This window comes from Nocardia alni (assembly GCF_019038435.1).
GTDB lineage: Bacteria > Actinomycetota > Actinomycetes > Mycobacteriales > Mycobacteriaceae > Nocardia > Nocardia alni.
In genome coordinates this window covers 1-23922 of record NZ_JAGPOX010000060.1, presented here as the reverse complement: position 1 = coordinate 23922, position 23922 = coordinate 1, and the positions used below count along the sequence as shown (strand labels likewise).

Annotated in this window: 12 protein-coding genes and 1 tRNA gene; 7 read left to right on the top strand and 6 right to left on the bottom strand. The window is 63.5% G+C overall.

Features of this window, described 5'->3' with window-relative positions; genetic code table 11:
* Positions 1-157: 157 nt before the first annotated feature.
* The 6 genes from JZ791_RS22560 to JZ791_RS22535 all read left to right on the top strand — a co-directional run bounded on the left by JZ791_RS22560 (position 158) and on the right by JZ791_RS22535 (position 3707).
* Entirely contained in the window at positions 158-712 is a 555-nt protein-coding gene (locus JZ791_RS22560; RefSeq protein ID WP_254206123.1) for an Rv2240c family protein, read from the top strand.
* 166 nt (positions 713-878) lie between these two features.
* On the top strand, positions 879-1301 hold the full coding sequence (locus tag JZ791_RS22555; protein ID WP_216897180.1) for a DUF3052 domain-containing protein: 423 nt from the start codon (positions 879-881) through the stop codon (positions 1299-1301).
* A 273-nt stretch (positions 1302-1574) separates the two neighbouring features.
* A complete protein-coding gene (locus JZ791_RS22550) occupies positions 1575-2039 on the top strand; it encodes a peroxiredoxin (RefSeq protein ID WP_216897179.1) in 465 nt (154 codons plus the stop codon).
* A 49-nt stretch (positions 2040-2088) separates the two neighbouring features.
* Positions 2089-2163 (top strand) — tRNA-Val (locus JZ791_RS22545).
* A 666-nt stretch (positions 2164-2829) separates the two neighbouring features.
* On the top strand, positions 2830-3264 hold the full coding sequence (locus tag JZ791_RS22540) for a helix-turn-helix domain-containing protein (RefSeq protein ID WP_216897178.1): 435 nt from the start codon (positions 2830-2832) through the stop codon (positions 3262-3264).
* Entirely contained in the window at positions 3261-3707 is a 447-nt protein-coding gene (locus JZ791_RS22535; protein ID WP_216897177.1) for a hypothetical protein, read from the top strand. The genes JZ791_RS22540 and JZ791_RS22535 overlap by 4 nt, the downstream gene beginning before the upstream one ends.
* A 96-nt stretch (positions 3708-3803) precedes the next feature.
* On the opposite strand, the gene JZ791_RS22530 is transcribed toward JZ791_RS22535, so the two are convergent.
* The 6 genes from JZ791_RS22530 to pglW form a co-directional block, all read right to left on the bottom strand.
* Entirely contained in the window at positions 3804-5948 is a 2145-nt protein-coding gene (locus JZ791_RS22530; protein ID WP_308163039.1) for a DEAD/DEAH box helicase, read from the bottom strand.
* The gene (gene brxD, locus JZ791_RS22525; protein ID WP_308163040.1) at positions 5945-7252 is read right to left on the bottom strand and encodes a BREX system ATP-binding protein BrxD; all 1308 of its coding nucleotides are present in this window, start codon (positions 7250-7252) and stop codon (positions 5945-5947) included. Before brxD ends, JZ791_RS22530 begins: the two co-directional genes overlap by 4 nt.
* A gap of 101 nt (positions 7253-7353) precedes the next feature.
* Complete coding sequence (gene pglZ, locus JZ791_RS22520) at positions 7354-10215, bottom strand: BREX-2 system phosphatase PglZ (protein ID WP_254206121.1); 2862 nt, start codon at positions 10213-10215, stop codon at positions 7354-7356.
* A gap of 20 nt (positions 10216-10235) precedes the next feature.
* Positions 10236-14102 carry a BREX-2 system ATPase PglY gene (gene pglY / locus JZ791_RS22515; protein WP_308163038.1) on the bottom strand — a complete coding sequence of 1289 codons (3867 nt, stop codon included), beginning with the start codon at positions 14100-14102 and terminating at the stop codon, positions 10236-10238.
* Between the two features lie 2 nt (positions 14103-14104).
* Positions 14105-17782 carry a BREX-2 system adenine-specific DNA-methyltransferase PglX gene (gene pglX, locus JZ791_RS22510; RefSeq protein ID WP_216897175.1) on the bottom strand — a complete coding sequence of 1226 codons (3678 nt, stop codon included), beginning with the start codon at positions 17780-17782 and terminating at the stop codon, positions 14105-14107.
* Positions 17779-22359, bottom strand: a complete 4581-nt coding sequence (pglW, locus tag JZ791_RS22505; protein ID WP_216897174.1) for a BREX system serine/threonine kinase PglW — start codon at positions 22357-22359, stop codon at positions 17779-17781. The genes pglX and pglW overlap by 4 nt, the downstream gene beginning before the upstream one ends.
* A 923-nt stretch (positions 22360-23282) precedes the next feature.
* Between pglW and JZ791_RS22500 the strand changes: the two genes are divergently transcribed.
* The gene (locus tag JZ791_RS22500) at positions 23283-23525 is read left to right on the top strand and encodes a hypothetical protein (RefSeq protein WP_216897173.1); all 243 of its coding nucleotides are present in this window, start codon (positions 23283-23285) and stop codon (positions 23523-23525) included.
* Positions 23526-23922 lie beyond the last annotated feature (397 nt).

Here is a 23922-nt window from a genome sequence, read left to right as displayed (position 1 = left end):
GCACCTCACATCCTCCTCGATGATGCGTCCCAGGTCATCATGTCAGTCGTAAATCCAGTACCGTGCACGAGGCAACGGATGTACCCGTCGTGGGCATCTCGAGCCCATTGCATCCGATTGCCAACGGACATAATCGACGTCGAGAAGTGGGGAGACGATGAAGCTGCTGAACCCGCACGGGTTCGGAATGGTGTGTGCGGCCGTCGCGGTCGCCACGGGACTGGTAGTGGCCGGCTGCTCCAGTTCGGTGCGCGGCACCGCGACCGTGAACCAGGCTGATGCCGCAGCGTACCGCACGGAGATGGCTTCTTCATCGGCGGCGGCAAGCTCGTCGCGCAAGGCCGCGGCTACCGCCAAGGCGGTCAGTGACAACTGCACTCCGTTCCGCGGCACCACGAGTGTCGCGGTCACCAAGTACAACGAGTTCGTCGACGCGCACGACGCCAACGCGCCCGATCAGGACGCCAAGCGCGATACGGCGGCACAGACCCTCGAGGATGCCGCCAGAGCGGTGGAGAGCCGGGTGAACAGCGCCGGTGGCGACCTACCGCCGGATATGGCGGCGAAGTTCACCACCTATGTGAACGCCGCCCGCGCGCTGGCCGCCGAATCGCGCAAGATGACCTACACCGCGCCCGTCGGACCGTTGAACGACGCCAGCAAGGTGGTCAACGACTCGCTGAACGCCGCACGCGACGCGTGTCCGCGGTAAGCATTTTGCCTGCGCTTCGGTCCGGCGTGTTGATCGAGGTCGGGGGGCTGCCACCGACCCGCATCTCGACTTTTCGCGGAGTTTTTGGCCCGATCGGCTTGCGTTGTGGCGTTCGACCATGTTCGCTTGCAACTATCTATTGTCTGGAGTTGAGGAGGACACCACCGTGGTCGCCGCGGCGGACGCGCAGAACTACGCTCAGAAACTTGGCATTTCCCACGACATGGCGGTTCAGGAACTGGGCTGGGATGAGGACACCGACGACGAGCTGCGCAAGGAGATCGAGGAAGCGATCGGCTCCGAGCTGCTCGACGAAGACACCGATGAGGTGGTCGACGTCGTGCTTCTGTGGTGGCGCGATGAGGACGGTGATCTCGTCGACGAATTGTTGAACGTGATCACTCCGCTCGCAGACGACGGTGTCGTGTGGGTCTTGACACCCAAGACCGGCCAACCTGGCCACGTTGATCCGAGTGAGATCGCCGAGTCCGCCACGCCGGCGGGACTGACCTCGACGACACCGGTCAGCCTCGGTACTTGGACCGGGACCAAGCTCACCCAGCCCAAGACACCCTCGAAGCAGCGCTGAGTCACCCCACCCCGTCGGCTCACCATCGCCGGGGTTCGAGTTCTGCACTGGGTCGCGTTCGGCACGGAGGCCGAGTGCGGCCCTGGAGGCCGCGGGATCCCGTCGGCGCTTCTGGCGACCGCCAGGCGCTGATGGACCGCGGTGATTGGGTACCCTCTGTACGCGGGGTACGCGGGGTGATCCTGCGTGCGCCGCGTCAGGCCCCGTGGACGGTAAGGTCCGTTCGCCACGGCAGCGGTCGTGCCAGTACTTCAGAGACAGGAGGGAGCGCGCATGTCACTCGAAGTCGGCGCGGTCGCACCGGATTTCACGCTGAAAGACCAGAACAACCAGGACGTCACCCTGTCCGCCTTCCGCGGCCGGAAAAATGTGCTGGTCGTGTTCTACCCGCTCGCCTTCACCGGCATCTGCCAGGGCGAGCTGTGCAAGGTCCGGGACGAGCTGCCCAAGTTCCAGAACGACAACGCCGAGATCCTGGCCATCTCGGTCGGCCCCCCACCCACCCACAAGATCTGGGCCAGCGAACAGGGCTACACGTTCCCCCTCCTGTCCGACTTCTGGCCCCACGGCCGGACAGCCCAAACCTACGGCGTCTTCAACGACAAAACCGGCTTCGCCAACCGCGGCACCTTCGTCATAGACAAGGACGGCATCATCCGCTTCGCCGAAATGAACGGCCCCGGAGAGCCCCGTGACCAGGCGGCTTGGGAGAAAGCCCTCACTGCGTTAGATTCGTAACCCGCGCCTTCTCGCAAGGCGCCAACCCACTCCGCCCCGCGGAGCACTGGGGCGTATAGCTCAGCGGTAGAGCACTGGTTTTACACACCAGCGGTCCGCGGTTCGATCCCGCGTGCGCCCACCAGGAAAGTACTGGTAGATCCCTATATCAGGTGCCTGTGCGTAGGATTTGCTCGATCAGATCTGTTGCAGCAGCGGGGTAACTATGTTGGTTGGTCGCGATGTGTGGAAGGGAAAGATCCCTCCTGCAGAGTTGCACGGGCGTCTCAACTGTGCTGGTTGTGCGTGGAACTTGGAGCTCTGCGGCCCGCAGCTGGAGGATCTTCGGAGGACCGATCCGGGTGCATTCCGGAAGTTCTACGCCCTCATGGAGACTGCGGTAGAGGAGGGGCTGTCGGCTTCGGAGAACGGTGCTGACGGCTACCGAGTGCCGGTAGGGGGCAAGGTCAATCGGCACGAGTTCAAAGGGCGGGATATGCCGTGGCTGGGCGAGCTTCGGGTTGATGAGCGGACACCGAAGAGACCGTCCCCGCCGGGGAAGGCTTTCGAGCACAGGCTCTACTTCGGTGAGCCGGACGTGCCAGCCAACCTGATAGTGGGCTCTGTCCTGGGTTGTAAGCGCGGAGGAGACCGCGGGGCCGATCAGAAGCAGACGGAACAGATGAAGAAGGCGATGTGGGGCATCATTCACTGGTGTGAGGAGGCGAACCCTCCCACATCCTGGCGAGTATGGAACTGGGACTGCTAACGTTGACTTTAAAGTCAACACACCCTGTATGAGGAGGTCAACATGACCATCGCTGGCCTGGAGCCGTTGAGTGCTGATGAGCGTCTAGGGGTTGACCTCGCAAAGTCCGAGTACGGTCTTATCCGACAGTTGGTTGCCTTGCGAGTAGCTGCAGGGATCAAGCCAGCTGAGCTGGCTCGACGCCTCGACGTGGACAAAAGTGTCATCAGTCGCTTCGAGGCAGGTGCTACCAACCCCACGATGGCTACGGTCAATCGGTATGCCGAGGCGATCGGCGCTATGATCACTTACGAAGTCGAGCCTCACCACGCTTGGCAGCATAAAAAGCGCGTCAGAGACCTGGTCGAACGTACCTTGACGCTCCTCGTTGACGATCAGAGTGGCCTAGATGTGTCTGCTTTCAGTCATCAACAGGTGGGTGCGAAACGATCGCATCATTCCACGGAGTGGACGATCGAGGTGGCATCGGCACCATGACCAAGCTGTCAGACCTCAGATTTCGCCATGTCAATCCGGGTCGGCTGCTCTGTGAACGGATCAATCCAGATGAGCCCGAGAATATCCCCGACTGGTTCGCCAAAGCATCGGCAGGTGCCCTGAAAGTGGAGGGCTGGGTAAACAGATCTGTCCTGGTAACGATGGAGACCAAAGTCCAGAGGAAGCCCTATGTGGCTGTGGTATCCGTTGTCGGCCTGTTCGCGACAGACGATCAGCGGCCACCCAGCCCTGATGAACCGGATGATTCGGTCCTCACGAAAAGCTCGAGTGAGGAGATTGACGTCTTCGTGGCGAATGCCGTGAGAGATTTGTACCCCTTCCTTCGCTCTGAGATGTTCACGCTGACCGGCCGCTTCGCTGGGGCGCAGGGCATCATGCTCCAGCCCGCGCCGGTCCTGGGGGGACCGGCGCAGCCGATCTAGTGCAGCATTTCGTTAGCTCTGTTCCATGTTGTGTGGCTGTTCGGTGAGGCGGGACCGGGGTGTGGGCGGCGGGGTCATCGAGGCGAAGCCGCAACATCACGATTTGGTGCGGAAGAGTGTTCGCTCCCTGATTATCTCGTGTGCACCAGGCAGATCCGCTAGACGGGCGGCGATGGTGGCCGCGGCGAGGTGCTCTGGCAGCAAGGCGGCGAACTTCAGTCCGTTGACGGCACGAGGATCCACTTTGGGGAGCACCATGTTGGTGTTGGCGATGGCGGCACGCCACGTTTCTGGCGTCAGATCGGGACGGAGCCGGATGGCCAGATCCGTTGGTCGCTGGTCGGGTTCGCTGATGGCCGCAAGGGTATGTGCCAGAGTCGCGTTGGCACGATAGCCGGCCCAGGTCCACCAGCGGACGCACTTTTCATCACGGTCGATCACCGTCGCATCTGTTGTGACTGTGCTGGTACGTTTGTCGCGTTGGCTTGCGATGGCGGTAACGGCGCGACGGGTCAGCAGTACCGGTGGGTCGGCACCGAGCACGACTTCACGCATGGCGCGGGCAAGCGTGTAGGACAGGCCACGCAGACCCGCAGTAGACCACTTGGCGATGCCACCCCCCTCGGCCGGTTCGACGAAGAGTCGGCGGCGTTTCCAGTCGATATAGGTGATGCGCCAGCTCCGCCCTGCTAGCAGCAGTACACGCGGGCCCGGCCGATCCTCGATGAGGAGTGAGGCGTCGGTTTGGCCGAGCTCGTGTCGGCCCGTGAGCACAGTGAACTGCGGCGGCGCGGTGAATGCAGCGGTGAGTTCGAGGAAATTTTTTCGCCCGAAACGCTTTTCGGCCTCCAGGCCGATGAACAACAATCCCTGGTCGTCTTCGAGGTAGCCGGCGTTCTGCAGGTGCCGCAAGATCGGCTCTCCGGATCGGTCGAATGGAGACAAGCCGTTCCATTCCTCTGCCCAGATCCGATCACCGAGTGTCCCCTGTTGCAGGGTCACGGCGAGGATCTGCTGAGCGATCAGATGCCGAGGCTCTGGTGGGGCAACGACCGGTTCCACCCACCCTCGTCCCCAAAGCAGCAGCAGCCCGGCGGCTTGCAGAATGGAATCGTCACTGGTGGCGAGGAATAGACAGTTTCGCGTGCTACCGGATCGTCGGCCGGTGCGACCGATACGCTGGAGGAAGGATGCGACAGTGCCGGGGGAATCGATCTGAATGACCCGATCTAGGTCGCCGACGTCGATGCCCAATTCGAGGGTGGAGGTGGCGACAATGACGGTGTCGCGGGCCTCGGCGAATGCTTGTTCGGCACGGCGGCGTTCGTCGGCGGACAGCGAGGAGTGGGAGAGGAACACCGTGATTCCGTGGGCTCGCAGCGCTGCTCCGAGTTCCTCGACCTGGCGACGCGAATCACAGAACACGAGTCGCTTTTCGCCGCGGTGCAAGGTGGCGATCACCTTTGCGGCGTTGTCGAGCGAGCCGACATAGTCCAGTTCGACCTCACCTGGTGGTGGAACCAGCGAAACAGGTTGTCCTGCTGTGGTTGCCGCTGCGTCGAGATCCGGTGCGACGACACAAGCGGGGTGGCTCCCCGCTCCTGAGCCCTGCAGCCAGGTCAGCAACTCGCTCGGATTGCCGACGGTCGCCGACAGTCCGATGCGCTGGATCGGTTGTCCGGTCACTCGCTGCAAGCGTTCCAGTACCGCCAGTAGATGCCAGCCGCGATCGTCACCGGCGAAGGCGTGTACCTCGTCGACGACCACCACACGGACCCCGCCGAGCAGACTGCCGTGATCGGTCTTGACTCCGATCAGCATGGCCTCCAACGATTCCGGAGTGGTTAGCAGAATGTCAGGAGGGGTGCGGCGGATGCTGTTGCGCTGGGATTCGCCGATGTCGCCGTGCCACATCGCGGCGCTGCGCCCGAGCCATTGGGCATAGCTATCGATCCGGGTGACGAGGTTGTTCAGCAGTGCCTTGAGTGGGCACAGATACAACACCGAAACTCCACGCCAGTCGCGTTGCGCCATGGCACTGAGCAGCGGGAAACACGCAGCTTCGGTCTTGCCACCGGCGGTCGGGGCCAGCAGTACGGCGTCGTTTCCGGCGAGTAGCGGTTCGATGGCCGCCTTCTGCAGCGGTCGAAGATCGGGCCAGCCCAGTGTGTTGACGATGTGGTGGATTACTACCGGATCGAGCCGATCGATCGGATCGGCTCCGTCGCTGCGATCGATCACAGTTCCAGGTCGATCTCGTCAGCGCTGCTGAGGTTTCGTTCGGCTGCGGTGAGTTCGGCGGGCGTCACCGTCAGCCGATAGTGCTGTCGCGGATCGAAATCGGGGTACTGATCGACGCGATCGAGGACATCGCCGACCAATTTCTTCAGGAACAATCGGGGCGCTACACCGACTTTGCCACCCAGCGCGCCACCAACCGCTTTCGCGAGGTCGCCGACATAGGTGTCGTCGGCGACGGCTCGAATCCGGTCGCCGTCGGCGGAGTCATCCGCGTACAGGTCGCGGATGGTAATTCCCAGCTGGGTCAAGGACTCGAGAGTGAAACCGGGCAGCCGTAGCTGCACCGCGCGCGGGTTGTCGAAGCGGGGATCGGTGGTGAAATCGGTGGCCAGCCGCTGCGCCAACGGCGGTAGCCGTTGGACGCCCTGCTGGCCGTCGTAGAAGGCGGGCGTTCCGGTGATCAGGAGGTAGAGGCCGGGAAATCGCCCGGAGTACACCTCGTCGATGAGCTGGCGCAGCGCGTTGAGGGCCTTGTCGCGGGCATCCGAACGCACCCGCTGCAGCGTCTCGACTTCGTCGAGTACGACCAGCAGCCCGCGGTGCCCGCTGTCGCGGAGCACGACCAATAGCCCCTGCAGGAAGCCGAGTGCGCCGAAATGGTCCAACTCGCCGCGTACTCCGGCGGCCCGTCGCGCTGTGGCGGCGACGTTCGGCTGCCCGCCCAACCACGCCAGCACTGCTGCGGCGGTCGATTCGTCACCGTCCAGTGTGGCCGTGCGATAGCCACGCAGGGCGGCTGCGAAAGACGGTGCGTGCCTTGATACCTCGGAAAGACGCGCTAGCATGAGCCGCTCCACCGCGGTGGACAGTTCGGTGTCGGAGGCGCCGTCAGCAAGCGCGTCCTCCTCCAAGGTGTAGAACCAGGCGTCTACCACCTGACGCAGGGCGCTGGGGGGGAAGCTGGCGGTGGTGAGCCGTTCTGTGAGCCGCCGGTACACCGTCTCCAGCTTGTGCAGTGGGGTTTCGGTTTCGGAGATCTGGATTTCGGAGACGGCGAAGTTGCGGCGTTTCGCGCTTTCGGCCAGCCAGCGCGCAAAGAACGTCTTGCCGGAGCCGTACTCACCGCGCACCGCCTTGAACACCGATCCGCCGGAAACCACCGTGTCGAGTTCGGCGTCGATCGCCGCCTCAAAGCGGTCCAGTCCGGTGGCGAGCAAGTCGAGCCCTGCCTCGGGAACGGCGCCGCGACGCAGTGCGTCGATCACCAGGCGCCGCCGGACCGCGCTCACGGGCAGGGGCTGCACGCTACTCACATGCCCAGTGTCGCATGTCATCTGCACCCGCCAGCCCCTCATGTGACATACCGAGCCGCCGGATTCCGGTTCCCTGCAATCGTCCCTCGGGGTCACAACCCGAACTGGGTGCGCAAACGTGCAGCATCCAGTTTCAACGTGCGGCCGTCGCCCAGGGTCTCCAGCACGATGATGCCGTCGAAATTGAGCAGCTGACTGAGAATGGCGGCGAAGCCGCTGGCCCTGACAGACGGATAACCTACGCGCTGTGCCAGTGCAGTGATGGGAAGCGGGCCTTGGAGCAAGGCGTGGATGGCCTTGTCGACTGTCACCGGTTGTGGCGGTCGGGCAAGTAACGCGCGCTGGCCCTCGAAGGCCTCTGACTCGAGCAGTCGGGCGACCAGGTCGTCCCCGGCGACGTTCGATGTGGACGGCGATGTAGCAGCAGAGGTTTCGGGCAGATCGAACATCGGCTGGAGGCCCTGCAGCCGTTCCTTCGCCACGCGATCGATACTGCGTCGTCGTGCGGGTATCTCCATGTGTACCTGCACGGCCGGGGGCGTCGGACGATCCGATGACCACCAGTACGGGGACTGCGGGCCGAGCTGTCGCCAGATCGGTTGGCGTGAGACCGTGGGCGGTTCAACGCCGAACGGCAGAAACGCCAGGATCGGAATGGTGACCTCGGCGAGCGAGGCGCCGCCGTGGTAGCCCGCTTTGCGGGTTGTGTAGCGGGAATCGTTGTCCCACAACGCGACGATAGATGTATCGGACTCGCCTGGCTGTGGCCACAGGACGCGGGGACCGGACAGCGCGATTTCGGTGTCGGCCAGCGGACGCGAGGTGTCCGGATAGCGGTGCCGAGCCGATTGCCATTCGTCCACTTCGATTTTCACACTGTGCCGGTCGATGACATGTCCGTGGTCACTGGTGATCAGTACCGCCATGCCCTGATCGGCGCCGGCCCGTAGCAGGGCGCGCAGATCACCGATCTCACGCAATTCCCACTCCGGGTCACCGAGTTTCAGATTATTTTCGAGCGCGTTATCGATAGTATTCAGTACGACCGCGATGTGCTGATTCTGGTCGAGAAGGGCAGCGGTGAGATCGTCGCCGTACGGTTGCCCACTCTCGCCGCGCAGGTCGTCCAGATGAAAAACCGCGGCCGTCTTCTTCGAACCCCAGAACCGATGCCGAGCGAATTCGCGCTTCTCGTCGTTTTGATCGCCTCGCATCAATTTTCCGGCGAACAGGGAAGTGCGAGATACGCCGGTAAGGCTGGGCAGCGCGGCGGCCATCGCCCGGCGACGGGGATCACCACCATCCGGATAGGGATCGTATTCGTTCCAGCCGCTGAGCAATTGGTCGGCCAGTTCCGTGGCGATCGCGGCACTTATTCCGTCCAATACCAGCAATAGCACGCGGCGGTGCGCAGCGATGGTCGCGACCACTCGCGTAAGGAAGGATTCGACCGTGAGCATCCGGCCCGGGTCGGTGCCCGCGGCCGTCCACACCGCGAGACTTGTCGCGAATTCGCGATCCAGGTCACGCCGGCGCCGACGGACGTTGTTCACCAGCGTGCGATAGGGAATCTTCAAGGCCGGATCGGTGTCGCCGCCGGCTTCCAGGTAGTCCAAAGCCCTATCTACCCAGCAGGTTTCGCGCATGTGCCGATCGATTGCATCGGCAACCGCGTCCGTAGTGGTGTCGGGATCGTCGGCGAGCCAGCGGGCGAGTCGCTGTGCCATCTCAACCCGGCCGATGCGCACCTCGAGTTCCGGATCACCGGCGAGACGGTGCTCGAATAGCTTTTTGGCTGCCAGAGATACAGCTGCGGAATCGTTGCTGCCCAGGGCATTTCCGACGGCAGTGAAACAGGCATCGAGTCCGGCCTGAAGGACTGGGCTGGTGCGAGCCGCGGTGTCCGCACCCAGTTCGCGCACCAACTCGCCCGCGCGCCGCAGGTTCGGGTCGACGATCTGACGGGCTGCAAGGGCAGCCTTGGACCAGGGGGTGTCGCCGTCGGGTCCGGGCACGTGGGAGTTGGAGCTGCGGGCGCGGGGATCGTGGGCGCGGGCCAGCTGAGCATCGAAGTATTCGAGGCAGGCACGGCCGAACGTTGTCATGCGGCGGTCGAGTTCGTCCGCGCTGAGCGCCGGACGGTCGCCCAGGCGGCGTTCTGCGCGACCGCGCGCCTGGTAGGTGGCACCGTCGGGATCGGGATGCAGCCACAAGGCCGCGGCCACCAGTCCGAACGCCACGGCATCACCACCATGACCGGCCCGGACCAGATCGAGCAGGACGGATCCTGTCGCACCGGCCTGCTCGTCATCGGTAAGAAACGCCGTCAGCCCGTCACGTTCCGCATCGCGGAGATCCAGCAGCAACTCGGGATTGCCCGGGGTATGTGACCAGTGCAGCAATGTGGCCGGGTCGATACGGTCGGCGTCGGAGGACGGTAGTCGCAGCCGTCGGGAAGCCAAGGCGGACAGTGCCTCTCCCTTGGAAAGCACACCTGGCACCCGAGGCCAGCCGTTGGGGCCGGCTGCATCCAGGAGTGCCTCCGCGGCCCATGGTTCGCGTTTGATCCATTCGTCGATTCCGGTGGCCCCGAAGGCATTCCGGACGATTTCCCAGCGATCTACCGGGTTGATCCTTTTCCGGTGAGTGCGGGCCAGGATGGCCGGGTCGAGGTCTTCGTGCTCGCGGTCGGTAAGCACCACAAGCACCTGCGGAGCATCAGCCGTATCCAGGTGACGCAGCACGAGTTCGTGTACCGCCAGGGCGGAGGGGGCGGGCGCCACCCGAGCACGACGATCTCCGATCATGAGCTCGGCCGGCCCATCCCAGGCGGGTTCGGCCCGCAACAGCACGACGGTCCGGTCGCCGTGGCCCGCGAGCGCGTCGGCGAGGCCGAGGCCGGCCGAAAGATATTGGGCGACATCCGCAGTCCGCAGCCGAGGAAGTGTTGTCATGGTGTCGGTGGCTATTCCGCTCACTCGATCACCCGCCAGCTCACCATGATTTGGGCATTGGGCTCGCGCTGCGCAAGATCCGCCACCTCATGCTCCAGCGCACCGATGGCGTCGCGGACGTTGACGGCGGTGAAGCGCCGGGACCCGGAACGCGCAGGAGTGCCGGGTACCGGATCGGTGTGTATCGGAGGATGGTTCGACTCGTTGCTCAGGTCGATGTACTCCGAGCGCTGCCACGTCTCTCGAGGTGGCTCGGGAGCCGGCTCCTCCGTGTCGAGCGCGGTCGTGATGGCGTCGGCGGTATCGGTGAGCTTGGCAACCAGGTCGTCGGTGAACTGGTTGGCGCGGGCGGTTGTCCGCAGTGATTCCAGCAACTGCTCGCCGGATGCACCCAATCGCTTGTACAGACGTAGTGTCCCCCAGGGGGCGGCCTCGAGGGAGTCGGCGACGGCGCGTGCCTGCTTGAGAGACGCGCCGAGGTGCTGCGGTGTCGCCTCACCGAGATCGAATGCGGCGAAGGCTTCCACAATCCTCTTGGCAGTGGCAGAACCGGTTTCGTTCGCTGCCGACACCGTTGTCAGCAGGGCGGCGGCGCGGTGCGCCAGCGCCAGACGATCGGAACTGTTCAGGTTCAGGAAGGTGGCGTGACTTTCCAACTGCCGCACCAGCGCAGCGGCGGGTTCGGTGAAGTCGCGCGCGAATGCGGTGACCTGGCGTGCCAGCTGCTGCACCAGCGGGCCGCGGAGTAGCGCCGGTGCTTTGTTGCCGGTGATCGTCTCGAGGCGATGCCGTGCCACGTCCCAGACAGGTTCGCTCGGCAGCGGCTGCTTACCCAGCGCGTCAACGGGTTTGAGTTGGCTCGGCTCGGGAAGAATGTCCTGCGGTACGCCGGAACGTACCCATACCCGATCGTCCATGGCGGCGAAGGCTGCGATCACCAGATTCTTCAAGAACTCGTCCAGGCCGCGTGGTGGCCGGTCAGTCCACTTGGCCAGCGTGGTGACCGGCAGGTCGCCGGTCACGCCATCGGTGGCTACGAAACGCCGGAAGTCGTCTGCCCAGCGCCGCGATAGCTCGAAATACGCCTCCTTCTGTACCCCCAGCCCGAGCGGGACCGCGATGCGCTGCATAATTTTGCGGTCCTTGGCCGGTACCTCGACGCGGCCGTCCCTGGATTCCGCGGCCGAATGCACGTGGGCGAAGATGGTTTTCGCGTCCGCGGCTCGCACCGGGCTACCGATATCGTCGGAGAAATCCGGGTGAGCGGGATACTGGTGAGCCAGCATGAGGCCCGCGAGATGGCGGATACCGTCGTGCATCGTCGAACCGAACGGAAGCCGCAGATCGGCGATCTCGGGCAGCGGCTGCAGATGATCGTCGAAGACATTCTGCACATCGGTCTCGGCCTTGGCGTCCAGCCCATACGCCTTCTTGAACGCCGCTCGCATCTGATTCATCAGCGTGTCGCGTTGGGTGGTCAGCAGATTCCAGGCGGTGGAGCGATTGTCGGCGTTGAGATGACTGGCGTACTGGGCGTCGAACCGGCCCCTGTCGGCTACGGCCTTATCGATGATGACCAGCTTCTGGAATCCGTCCCAGCGGGCCTTGGACAGGTGGTCCGGCAACCAGGCGACGGTCTGGGTGGGATGGTCCTGCTGTTTGGCGCGCAGTTCACGCACGCGGGTGGCATCCTCCCGGGCGGTGTGGTCATCCTCGTCGAACGGCAGATCGATCACCAGCCGCCACAGACTGCTGTCATAGGGCTGCAATTGGCTGTCGGGAAGTTCGTCTTCGTCACGGACGTTTCCGAACACCACCTCGACTGTCCGATTCGAGCCGCGCCATACGAACTGCAGCGGATGGGAACCGGATACATCGGTATCGGGACCGATGCCGAATTCCCCGATCAGCAACCGCTTCGCCAGGGCGGCCCGGTTGGCGCGGGTGTTGTTGACGCTGGCATTGGCGAGCACCATATCGACATTGACGCCGGTAAGTTCCAGGTGCACACCGGGATTGGCATCAGGCTCACTGTATTTGATCTCGGCGAACTGGCCCGCCCACTCACGAATCTTTGTCGCGATGACACCGACCTCCGCGCCCGGTATCGGGGTGGCGATGGATCCGTAGTTGAGCGCCCCCAGGCTGCGTGCGTTCAGGTCGTGCAACGCGGGTGCGCTGGGCGCGAGCGCGGACAGGAGCAGCGTGCACAACAGCTGGTTGTCGGCCGTGAACTGCTTGCAGCCGTTGACGATCTTCGCGTCGGTGATCTCAGTCGGCCGGTGCAGGTAAGCCTCGATATCGTCCCCTGTGACCTCGTACAGTCGTCGCAGGTAGGGGCGAAGATCGTTGCGGTACAAGCGATCCGCAGCCTCGAACATGACACGCTTGTCCGCGACGAAGGGCCGGTCACCGCCTGCGGTGAGCACCTCGTACAGATCGCCCAGCGGGACCAGTTGCCCTAGAGACAGATTGTCGCGGCGCTGCGCCAGCAACTCGCCCATGAGTTTGAGGCCGGTGCGGTTGCGCTGCAGGTCGGTGGACATGTGTACCAGCGTCGAGAGGAACGACGGCGAGAACGGATAGGCGAGTTTGAACGAAGCCTCATCCGCGCCGGTGGACTGGTCGGAGCCGAGCAGTGCGTCCCACACCTGTGGGCCGACCCTTTTGGTGACGGCGAATGCGGCGTCGATTTGTGCCTCGGCATCCTTGTTCAGCGGCTTGAGCAGTCGCTCGTGCGCGATCTCCGGAAGGTTACGGTCCTCGAGTTCGATCACGTCGAACCGGCCGGAGGCGAGCTCGAGATTGTCGTGAATGGCGGCCGCGTACGCACCGGATGCCTCGCCGCCCAGCAGTTCTCGCGGATCGCGCTGACGGGCGATGAACGACACGATCGGGACGGCGCGGCGGGTGTCTCCACCTTCCCGGAAGTTGGTCATCTTCCCTGTCTCGCGGGCCACGAACTTGTGGTCGTGCATCTGGGTGTGCAGCCACAGCACCAGCTCGTCCAGGAACAGGATGAGCCCGTCGTAGTGGAGATCCTTCGCATGCCGTGCGATCTCCGACAGGCCGGCATCCAGTGAGATGAACCCGTGCTCGTCCTCGGCGGCATCGCGGGTGAAGCCGGTGATGAGTGTGGCGCTGGCATCGCCGACCAGCTTGGCGCGCCACTCCTCTGGGGTCTTGGGCGCTACCAGATCGAGTGCTGCACCCGGATCGTGTGACTCGGGAGCGGCCATGGCGGCATCCAAATTGGCCGCCGTCCAGAATACGGTGTCCCCCCACTCGTCGTCCTGGTCGTCGGCGTAGAGGGAATTGAGCGCACCGAGCACCGCATCGTCGCCCATGGTCTTTCGCAGATTGGCAAGGCTCTCGAACAACGCGTCGGTGCGATACACCTGCGGCAGCGGGGCTTCGGGATGCAGCGCGCGCACATGTTCCACATATCCACCCAGCACCCGCTGCTCCAGGGACTTCGCGCCCAGCATGTGGTAGGGCACCAGCAGGAATTTGCGGCCGTCGGCCTGCAGCCACTCGTGCTTGGCCAGCACCGGCGCGAACTCGGTACGGTTCCGGGCTTCTCGATTATTGGACAGCAGCGCATACAGCACCGCCATGAAATGCGACTTACCCGAACCGAATGAGCCGTGCAGGTACGCCGGCTTGGAGGTGTGTCCGTCGAGCGCGGACTTGATCAGCGTGAGCGCCTGGTTGTAGTCGGCCAGCAACTGCTCGGTGAGCACATACTCGCGCACCGCCTGCGCCGCGGCATCCGGATCGGACACCGACTCGACCAGGGCGAGCACGTAGTCGGAGGTGGAGATGTGCTCCTTGATGTGGATCAGGTCCCGCAGCAACGGTTTCGGCGTGGCAGGTTTCGGTGTCACTGTCACTCCTTTGTCTTACGTGCTCGGGTGGTTTTTCTGGCGGCGGTGGCCCGGCCGCGGGTGGCGGCGGGCGGACGCCAGGCGCGCAGGTCGTCGTCGGTCAATCCGTGCTCGCTTTGGATTTGGCGGCGGTACCCGGCGAAGAAGTCGGCGGGGGGTCCGCTGTAAGCGTCATCGAATTCGTTGTGCCACTGGTACAGCCAGGGCTGGAGCTCCAGCAGACCGGCTAGTAGCGGGGTGATCTGCTCGGTGTCCAGGGCATGTGTCGTGAAATATGTGGCGAGGGCCTGAGCCTGCTCCCGGTGATCCCAGCCCGCCCAGCCGTAGCGTTGCGGGGTGGGGGTGTTGGTGTCGCCGTAGGAAATTAAGCGTTCCTTGGGGACGTCTAGTTTGCCGCGGGCCTGCCAGAAGGAGGTGCGGAGGAAATCTGCGCTGGTGTACTTGGGTGGTATCGGGATCGAATCGCGAATCTTGAGCTGTTGCTCCAGGTTTGGGGCGTTGTCCTCTTGGCGTTGGAGGTCCCAGACGTGCTCCCAGTCGGCGCGTTTGCGGAGGCCGGATGGCTTGTAGCGCAAGGCATCCAGGAAGGGGACGTGCTCCTCGGTGAGTAGATCCGCTACAACTTTCGCTAAGTCTTGGCGTGGGACGTAGATCGCGCTGATGGAGGTGAAATCCTCGTCCTGCGAGAGCAAGTCAATGAGGCGGGGAAGAGTGCGGATCACCGGCTGGTCGTTCTCGTCGTGCCAGAGATCGCGCTGCTCGATGCGATCGAGGAGCCAGGAGCGGAGTGCCCTGTGTTGCAAAGCATCCCAGCCCTCAGTGGCCCAGCGGCGTTTGTATTCGGGGCGCTCGATCATGCCTATGGCGCGGTTGTTTTCGATGGCATCGATGCGCTTTTCCACGATGCGTTTGTAGGAATCCGGCCAGTGAGAGGGGATTTCGGTAGTTGGAGTCGCGTTATGGCGGCCGAACCAATCGCCCGACGCTTCACCTTTGAGTACGCGTCGAGCCAGGACGATCTCGAACGCACGTTCCCCAAAATTTAGCTCCGGCGCAACCGCATCACGAGGACGGAGGTCTTCGGGGTGGAGGGCATAGAGGGAGTAGACGTGCCAGTCGAGCTCCTCTTGAAGGGCAATCATGCGGCGGCGGATTGTATGCCAGCAGGATTCGGCTCGGCGCAGCAATGCAGTCGACGGTACTGATATCTGCGCAGCTGATGTTGCGCTCGTCTGGCTGAGTTCATTGGCTAATCGATCTAGGTCGTTACTGATGTGAACCGAGAAATCGTTTACCACTAGTGGGAACCCTTGCAGTTTGGTTCCTGTGAACTCGTAGAAGTCGTCGAAAGGCACGCGTGACTGGCGGGCTCCCTTGTCGTCAACAGTGCTGCCCTTGTTGTGGCTCACCATCTTGAGCCAGAAGCAAGCGGTGGAGCTATTGAGCAGCCCGAGCAGCCGCAGATACTCGTCGTCGCTCGCCCCCTCGGGTAGTTTGATTACCGGGGCGTGCTGGTTGAACGTCATACCCGATTTATCAAACGCCGAATGAAAATGGGTTGCGACATGGCTAAAACTGATGGACTCTGGTGTTCGATAACGGTCTGAGACCCATCGGTACCATGACCACCAGGGAATATTTGTGTCGAAACGTGAATTTCGTGCGAAATCTGTTAATCGGCCCATTATCTGCTTATACCGCCACAAGTGCCGACCCCAAGCGGAGGTGCTGTCGAAATCAATAACAGATCCGTCTAACCGATTGGTTACCAAGGCGTCGAATGATGGATTCACATTCCAGTCACGAATGTCCTCGCCGACCGCCATGGGGCGCTGCATGTAATCGGGCGCGTGCCATCTGTTATGCAGATGGCGCGGTAGATAGAATGCGTCGTCAACCCCAGAGAAGCTTGCGAAACCGATGTCACGTGCCAGAGCTGATCGCAATCTGACGGTGCCTGCGTCGGCGATTTTATCCACCATCTCTAGACCGCCATCAATGAGAATCCAAGGTTGCCTACTGAAGTATCGCTTCCGCTCGAGGTCGTCCACCGAAACCCATTTCCCAACAAAGCCTGGATTGTCTATCTGCTCGACGATCTCCCGCCACACGAGCCCGTTCTCAGGTTTGGCAGGTGCCTTAGGTTCCCCCTGCACGCTTCGCACAGTGCGGATTGTCGGCGTCCGGCTGTCGCCGGATCGTGGTGTGCCGACGAGTATTACCGTCGGCGTGCCGTGTCCCGGAATATATGCGCCGGATGTGTCGACCACCTCGATGAGCTCGACACTCTTGGCGAAGTATTCTTCGATGAGCTTGGTTCCGAACTCGCGCTTCATGAACGAGTTCGCGGTGATCTGCCCCACTCGCCCGAACCCACGGCCGTCCGAGCCACCGCGCTTGGCGAGTTCGAAGAAGCGGGCGACGAACGGTACCGAGAGCGCGTATTTTCCTGAGCAGACGTCGGAGTAGATCTTCCGATACGCCTCGTTGAGCTTCCTGTCCTTCACAGTGATGTACGGCGGGTTGCCGACCACCACGTGGTAGCGTCTGTTCGCTAGGATGCTAGAATGCTCAGGCAGATCCTCGGTAGCGTAGGAGAATTCGACGAGGGGATCGTGATCCCCGGCACTGTTGTAGTTGAGTTCGAGCTGCCGGTTCTGGATCAGCGAATCGCCGATCGCCAGGTGGATCGGCCACTCGTAATTAGCGGCCTCGGCGAGCGTGTCAATCTTGGCTGCTGCCATGGCCGCCACCAGCAGTCGGAAGCGTGTGATGCCAACGGCGAATGGGTTGAGGTCCACACCGTGCACCGAATCCAACGCCGCCCGCACCTGCTGATGCAGGTCCTTCCCACATGGCTGCACTTCCCATTTCTCGAACAGGCGCCTGAAGGCTCCGAGCACGAAATGTCCTGAGCCGCAAGTCGGATCGATGACCTTCAGCGCTTCGTGGCCAAACTCACCGAGTGCTGGCTTCATGGTGCGATCGAGGATGAACTCCTCCACAAATTCTGGAGTCTGCCGCAGTGCATAGGCCTTGCGCACATTATCGGAGAGCTCCTCATACAGGTCACCGAGGAACCGCGTACTCCAACCCTCTTTGCCGCCCTCCCGCAGCGGGTCCGTGAAATCGTGTATCAACTGCCCGTATTCGTCCCGCGTACGCCAGAATTCGACCAGCGCGCCCGCACCCTCATGAGAGAGCGGGATCTGGTACAGCGCGTTGTGTGCAGGGTCGAACAGGAGCTTGCCCGCCTGGCCGGAGCCGACTTCGGCGAAGGCGCGCAGTAGCCAGCCGCGGTAGGTGGGGTCGGGATCGGATTCGACGTAGGCGTCGTAGCGAGCCTGCGCCAAATCGCGGCGGTCAGTACTGGGTCCGGTCAGGTACGGCTCGGTGATGAGCTGATTGTCTTCGCAGAAGCGCACGAAGACGGTGCCCAGCACCCATGCGGCGGCTACCTGGGGGATACGACCCGGGAATTTGTCGTCGCCCACAAGCCATGTCGACCATGTGGCCGCGGTACGGCCGACCTTCTTGGCCTCATGGTATTCATCGAGCAACTTATCGCGCGCCGCACGGGCGAGTTCGGTGACGGGGTGCTCGACCTGTTCGGTCAGATCCTTTTCGGCCGCCACTACCTGCTTGCGGAGGTCTGCCAGCAATAGGACGCGGTCGATCATTTCGACACTCCTGCATTGTCGCCGTTGATATTTCGGATACCGGCCCGGTGCTTGTTGCGGATCCAGTCGTCGGTCAGCACGATCCACTCGCTGAACCCGGCTTGAAAAGGGACAACGACCGTGCCCAGGCGCGGCTCGCGATTGGGGTCGTCCTGAGGACAGAGCATCCACAGTCCACGACCGCCGTGCCGGGCCTGCTCCGCGAGCCTGTTCAGTACGCCCATGGCGTCATAGCGGGCGAAAACGAAGGTGTCGGTTATGAGTACCGGGCCTGGTGCGGCAGCCAGACGTGTAAGCACTTGCGGTTCGATGCGGCCGAATGCTGTGCGCGCGTAGTCCGCGAAATGGATAGCACGCTTGCTGCCGGGTTCGGCGGCATCGGAGATGAGGATCGTCTCCCAGGTTGGCTTGCCGCCGGAGGGAACCAGGTCGTGCATGACGGACAGGAAGAGCCCTGTCATCGAGATCGGTTCGGCGGCAAACCGACTCGCGATCTCGTCGGCGGCCAGGTGAGCGATCGAGGAACGCACCGTCAGCACTCGGAAGCCATCGCGGCCCGCTGCCGCGGTGAGTTGTTCTTCGGCGCGGGCCGCCGCTGCCACGGTGGGGTCGTCGGCCCAGCGGCCGTCCCGGACGGTGGTGGCGGTGGACCGGCGCCCCGACCAAGCCGACAGCGAGCTGAGGACGTCTATCCCGTGAGTCGGCAGGTAGCGGGTTATTCCCTCGGCACTGGTCTCCAGTACCAGGTCAAAGCCGGCGTTGCGCAGTGCGGCGGTGAGTTCAGAGCCTTTCGGGAGGCCCTGTCCCGCTCCGAGTTCCGGGAATCGGGCACGAATCCGCTCGCGCACCTCCGTCTCCCGTATGCCGGGTTGGCGCTGGCGCTCCAGACCAGGGGTGAGGCGGATCAGGCCCGCCTGGGTGAGACGTGCCGCTCTTACCAGCGGCAGCGTCAGTGGGTAGATCTCCAATCGCGGTGTGGCCGCGGCATTCCGTGATGCGCCCACCGCCATCTGCACCAGCCGCCGCTCGTCCCAGCCCAGATCGGGCCACTCGACGACGCCTGGTGGAACGTCGATGGCGCTCAACCGTTCCAGCACGGTGCCGGGCGTGGGGAGGGTCTCCGCATCCGCCAGCCGGTCGGCCGCGGCACCCAGCCGCGCCGCGTAGCCCAACAATGCCTTCACCGAAGGTGTTTCGGGCGGATCGTTGGCTTCGTCCACCTCCAGAGCCAACACCACCGGCAGTGCGCCGTCGCGGGGGCCATTGCACTCGAACGCCGCCTCGTCTGGTGTCAGTTGTTCGGCCTCCACGACCGCGCGCACCACAGCCACCGCCAGTGCCCGGCGCTGCGCCCGCCCGTCGAGGCGGGTGCCGCGGCGCAGGATCAGGGCGTCGGCGAGCTCGATGATGGAGGCGATTCGGCCGAATTCCCCCAGCAGTTCCAGGATTTCATCGCGTACCGCGGACAGTGCATCGGATTTACGCCACTTCTGACGCATCTGCTTGAGCGACTGCGAGATTGCCGGCGAGCTGACGCCCATAGACGCTGCTACCGCCGACTTTGTCGGCCACACGCCCAGGTCGGGCAGGCTATCCACACCGGGGACCTGAAGCAGCCGGGTCACCATCGCGACCTTCTTGGCGTTGGAGCCGTTGCTGTTGAGTTCCGGCACCAGCTGAGATACCAGGGTGTCCAGGCTCAGTGCCCGCAGTGCCGTCGCGCCCAGATCTGCTGCGGTGGACTGTAATTCGGCCAGCTCTTCCCTGGCGTCGCGGCGGCCTTCGGTAGTGAGCGGTGTGGGCGTGGTGCGGCCCAGCAGGCTGCCCCACTGTTTCTGGCGGCCCTGGATCTCGATGCGGGTGCGCGCCCCTAGGCCGGGGGCGTTGATGAGATTGCGCTGGCTGTAGTCGAGCAGATCTCCGACCGTGTTGATGCCGATCCCGTATAGGAATTGCTCGGCTGCCGCCGTCAAACCGGCAGTCGCCAGAGAGGTTTCGCGGGTCGCCTGTTCGGCGATCCGGTTGCGCTCCTGCTCGGATGTCTCCGCGTCCGCGGGCGCGAGACCGGCTTGCGTTTCGGAGTCGGCACCGACGGTCGCGTCCACGCCCGGTTGCCGAGTCCGCGGGCGGGAGGGCACCGCTCGTGCCATTTCCAGGAAGATCCGCCGCCACTCGTCTCGCATGGGCTTGAGGTCGTCGAACCGCTGTGCGGCATCCCGGTGTAATGCCTTGCGGAAGAACGCGATCAACCCGTCCCGAATCGACGGATCGAATGCGTCCGCGGCGATCTCCGGATGAGGGAGTTGATCCGCATCGGTCTGCCGTGGCGCTACCGAGCCATCACCCCAGCGCGGGAGTTCCGCGGACGCCATCTCGTGCAGCGTGGCCGCCAGTGCGTAGCGTTCGGCGTGCGCGTCGTAATTGGTGCGGCTGACGGTGCCGATGAACGGGTCCAGGTAGCCGTCGGTCCCCGCCTCGGTATCCTTGGCCGGATAGCCGGCGAGCGAGAAGTCGATCAGCACCAGCTGCCGAGTTCGGTTGGGGCGTACTCGAATCGCGATGTTGTCCGGTTTCAGGTCCCGGTGCCAGATGCCCTCACCCTCGAGGAATTCGACTGCACCGAACAGGTATTCGCTGTAGGCCTCCAGCTCGTCCACGGTGAGGCGGCCGTTCTCGCGGAGGTGTCGCGCCACCGTTTCCTCGGTGCGGCGGCGTTTGCTCCCCGTCTCGGTGGGCCCGGCCAATTCCCTTTCATCGCCGACATATTCGAGTAGCAGGCCGGTGCGGCCGCCGAGGGGGACTATCCCGGGATCCACCGACTGAATGATGCGGGCGTCCTTGCGCAGCCGCCGCATCACCTCGGCCTCGCGGGTCAGCACGTCGGCGCGACCGTCCGAGAGTGCCACTTTCAGTACTGCGAAGGCCCGCGCATCCTTCGCATGAGGGTCGGCCTCGAGATCGCGTACCAGGAATGCACGGCTGGTCGAGCCGGTGCCGAGCCGACGACGTACTTCCCAGCGTCGGCCCAAGACGTCGCCGGCGACCGCCTCGAGCGGATCGATCTCCGGCGCAACCGGTTCCGGATCCGTGGGTGTGCGCAATTCGGTCTCGATGAGCTCGAGCCACTCCAGCAACTCGTCGACCGTGGAGATTCGGCGCTCCGGCTGGTAGGCGGTAGCAGCCTCTACGAGCTCGTCGACGTCGGGTTGCAAGCCATCCACCACCGCGCCCGGCCGTAACCCTTCACCTGCCTCGAATCTGGCAAGCAGCTCCGCTTGGGTCGCGGCCGGAGGACGGCCCGCCACCAGCAGGTAGGTGAGAATTCCCAGGCCGTACACATCCATCTCGATAGGCTTGGGCTTGTGGGCAGCCAGCTCCGGCGCCAGATACACCTCGGTGCCGGGCGCGAGATGCGTCGCCGTGAGACTTGTCGAGGTCTGGCTGGTCAGCCCCGGTCGGCTGATGGTGCTGCGCTGGGTGGCGATCTGCCAGTCCGAGATCAGCAGATACGGTGTGCGCCAACGATCTTGTTCCCCCAGCTGGCGGCCGCTACGGTCGTGCAGGCGTGGGATCACGTGTACCGAGTGGGCGGCCAGACCGCGATGGTAGATGCGCCTCGAGTGTGCCGCCCGCATCGTTTCCGCCAGTTGGCGTACCAGCTGCAGCCGATCCGAGAGGTCGAGAGAGCCGGCATGACGTGACACAAATTCGTCCAGGCGGATGGTGGCCGGGTCGTATTCGAATATCAGCGCCGGACCCGCGGGATGCGCGCCGGAGTCGATATCGACGAACCGCACCACGCCGGGGTGCCTGAACTGGCGCAGCACCGCCGCCTCTCGCCTCGCCGAGTCGTACACCGACTTGCGCGCCTCGGCATTCGCACCGCGCTCGGAGACGTAGATCCGGACGCGCGCCGGTGTGCCGAGGTCGGCGTGTTTGGCCTGATAGTCGCTCCAGGTGGGGCCGATGTCGAACGGCTGGTGTTCGAGTCGGTAGGCGCCCACTGTGAAATCGGCTTCGCTGCGGCCGATTCCGACCTTCTGTAGCGCGCGAGCGACGGACTTCGCCCGCTGGGAGGTCATTCGGCGGCGCTCGTCGAGCACCGGCCCGTTCAAGACCCGCACCAGCTCCGTGATGGTGTGCGTGTTTGCGCGGTCGCCCGGCGGCAACTCGAACTTCAGATCCTTGTTGGTGAGGCAGACATGACTGGTCACGAAGACGCGCTCGGATCCAAGGTGCGGGGCGAGCAGCCCGGCAAGTTCCTTGGCCTTCTGTTCGTTCAGATGCAGCGGGTTGCGATGATGCCGGCACCCTCTACTATCCAGTTCCTGTACCCAGTCGCCGTTCTCGACGATGAGCCGACCGCGCCAGTCTTTCAGCTCGATCATGTGTACCCCGTTGGGTGCGATCACCAGCAGGTCCACCTCGCGCACGTGCCCGTATCGCTCCGTGAAGGTGAAGTTCGCCCACGCATGCCAGGGGTCGGCATCGGGTAGCGCGACACGGATGGCCTCCAGGCCGCGGCGTTCGTGCTCGAAACTTGACTCGGTGACAGACGTCCACCGATCCACATCCATACGGCGAACCCCCCATTCTCTGTTGCCATCACGTTTTATCTACTGGTGACGGGTAATCGGCCGGCTCTGGAAGCCCCGTCGCCTATAGGGGTGCTGATTGGGATTGTTCTCACTTCAGAGCGCCGAATCCTGAAGCACGGCAATCCTTCCGGGTCCCCACCACACCGCCGAACGAGCCAGCATACAGCTCCATCCGCTACATGTCCTCCGAGTGCAATCGGCGAACGTGGGCTGATGTTACTTGCCAATTCGCTGGTGGTCGACTGAGAGCTGTTGCGGCAGTGTTGATATGAGGCCGCTGCGGCTCGGTGGTTGGCGAGCCGTGATGTGTCTATCGAAAGACGGTTGCCGACCGAAGATGTACTGCAGCAAACAAATTGGGTGCTGCCACAACGCTCCCCTCGGAGGTTGGTTTTTCCGGAACCGCTACTGGTTATCAAATGAATTCGGCTGGTAGAGGGCAAAAGACTCAAGATTGCCGCAAACTTGCGCTGTTGTATCGCTCGGAGCTCCGTGGTTCGGAGCTCTCTACTAGTTACGGCCCAATTCAGTGTGGAATCCTCTGGTTAGCAGCGACAGATCGCTGGTTCGCTGGCAGATTGCTGTTTGGTCAAAATTCTTGGCGTGTCGCACTACGACACGCCAAGAACCTCTCGGTGGTCGATCCACTGTGGTTGATTCCGTTGCATGAGCGTACGCAGTCGTAGACTGTGGCGAGTTCGAGTCTCCGGACACACCAGGGATTCAGGTCGATTGCTGGCGGCGAGAAATTGCCTCGCGCTACGTGTGTCGCTAGCTCGGCCGGAGGTTCTATCGAGTGCTGCGTGGGGGCCTGCTGGGCGCATGGGAGTGCCGCGTTTGTTGAGGGCGCGGTTGATGCTGCTGGCGGGGAATCCGGCGAGTTGGGCGCAGGCGGTGAGGGAGTGGCCGGCCAGGTAGAGCTGTTCGGCGTGGTCGATGTCGGTATTGGTCATCGACTGGTAGCGGCGGGGGGTGTGTCGTCGCGTGAGGAGGGCCAGGACGGCGGTTTTGGAGACCTTGTATTGGGTGGCGAGTGCGGCGATGGGAGTGCCGTCTTGGTACGTCTGGATCAGTTCGTCGATCGTGCCGGGGGAGAACCGGCGTTCGAGGCGTTGCGGGGTGTGGGTCTTTTTCTTGGCGCGTGAGGGTCGTTTGCGTCGCTGGGGGACCGTTGGAGCGCTTCTGACCTGGATCGAGGCACGTGCGGCCTCAAGATTCTGCAGGTCAGCGCGGTTCGAATAACGTCCCGCTAGGTCCACGCAGGTCAAGGAAGTTTCAGTGGCCTTGAGAACGCCAGTGGCGTGGCCAGTGTGCCAACGACGCCAGTACTCCGTGAACACAGCACACTGCGGAAGCCGCCGGACAAGTGCGTTTCCGAGCAAGCCGATGGTTCTGGCTGCCTGGTTCGGGGTGTCGCTCTATGGGGGTGGGGTTGCCGTGCCCTCGGATGGCTGGTCGTGGGGTTTTTCGAAGAGGTCGCGAATGTGGAAGCTGGAGGCGCTGCTGGCCGGGCGGGTCTCGTCGCCGGGTGCAGGGAGGGTC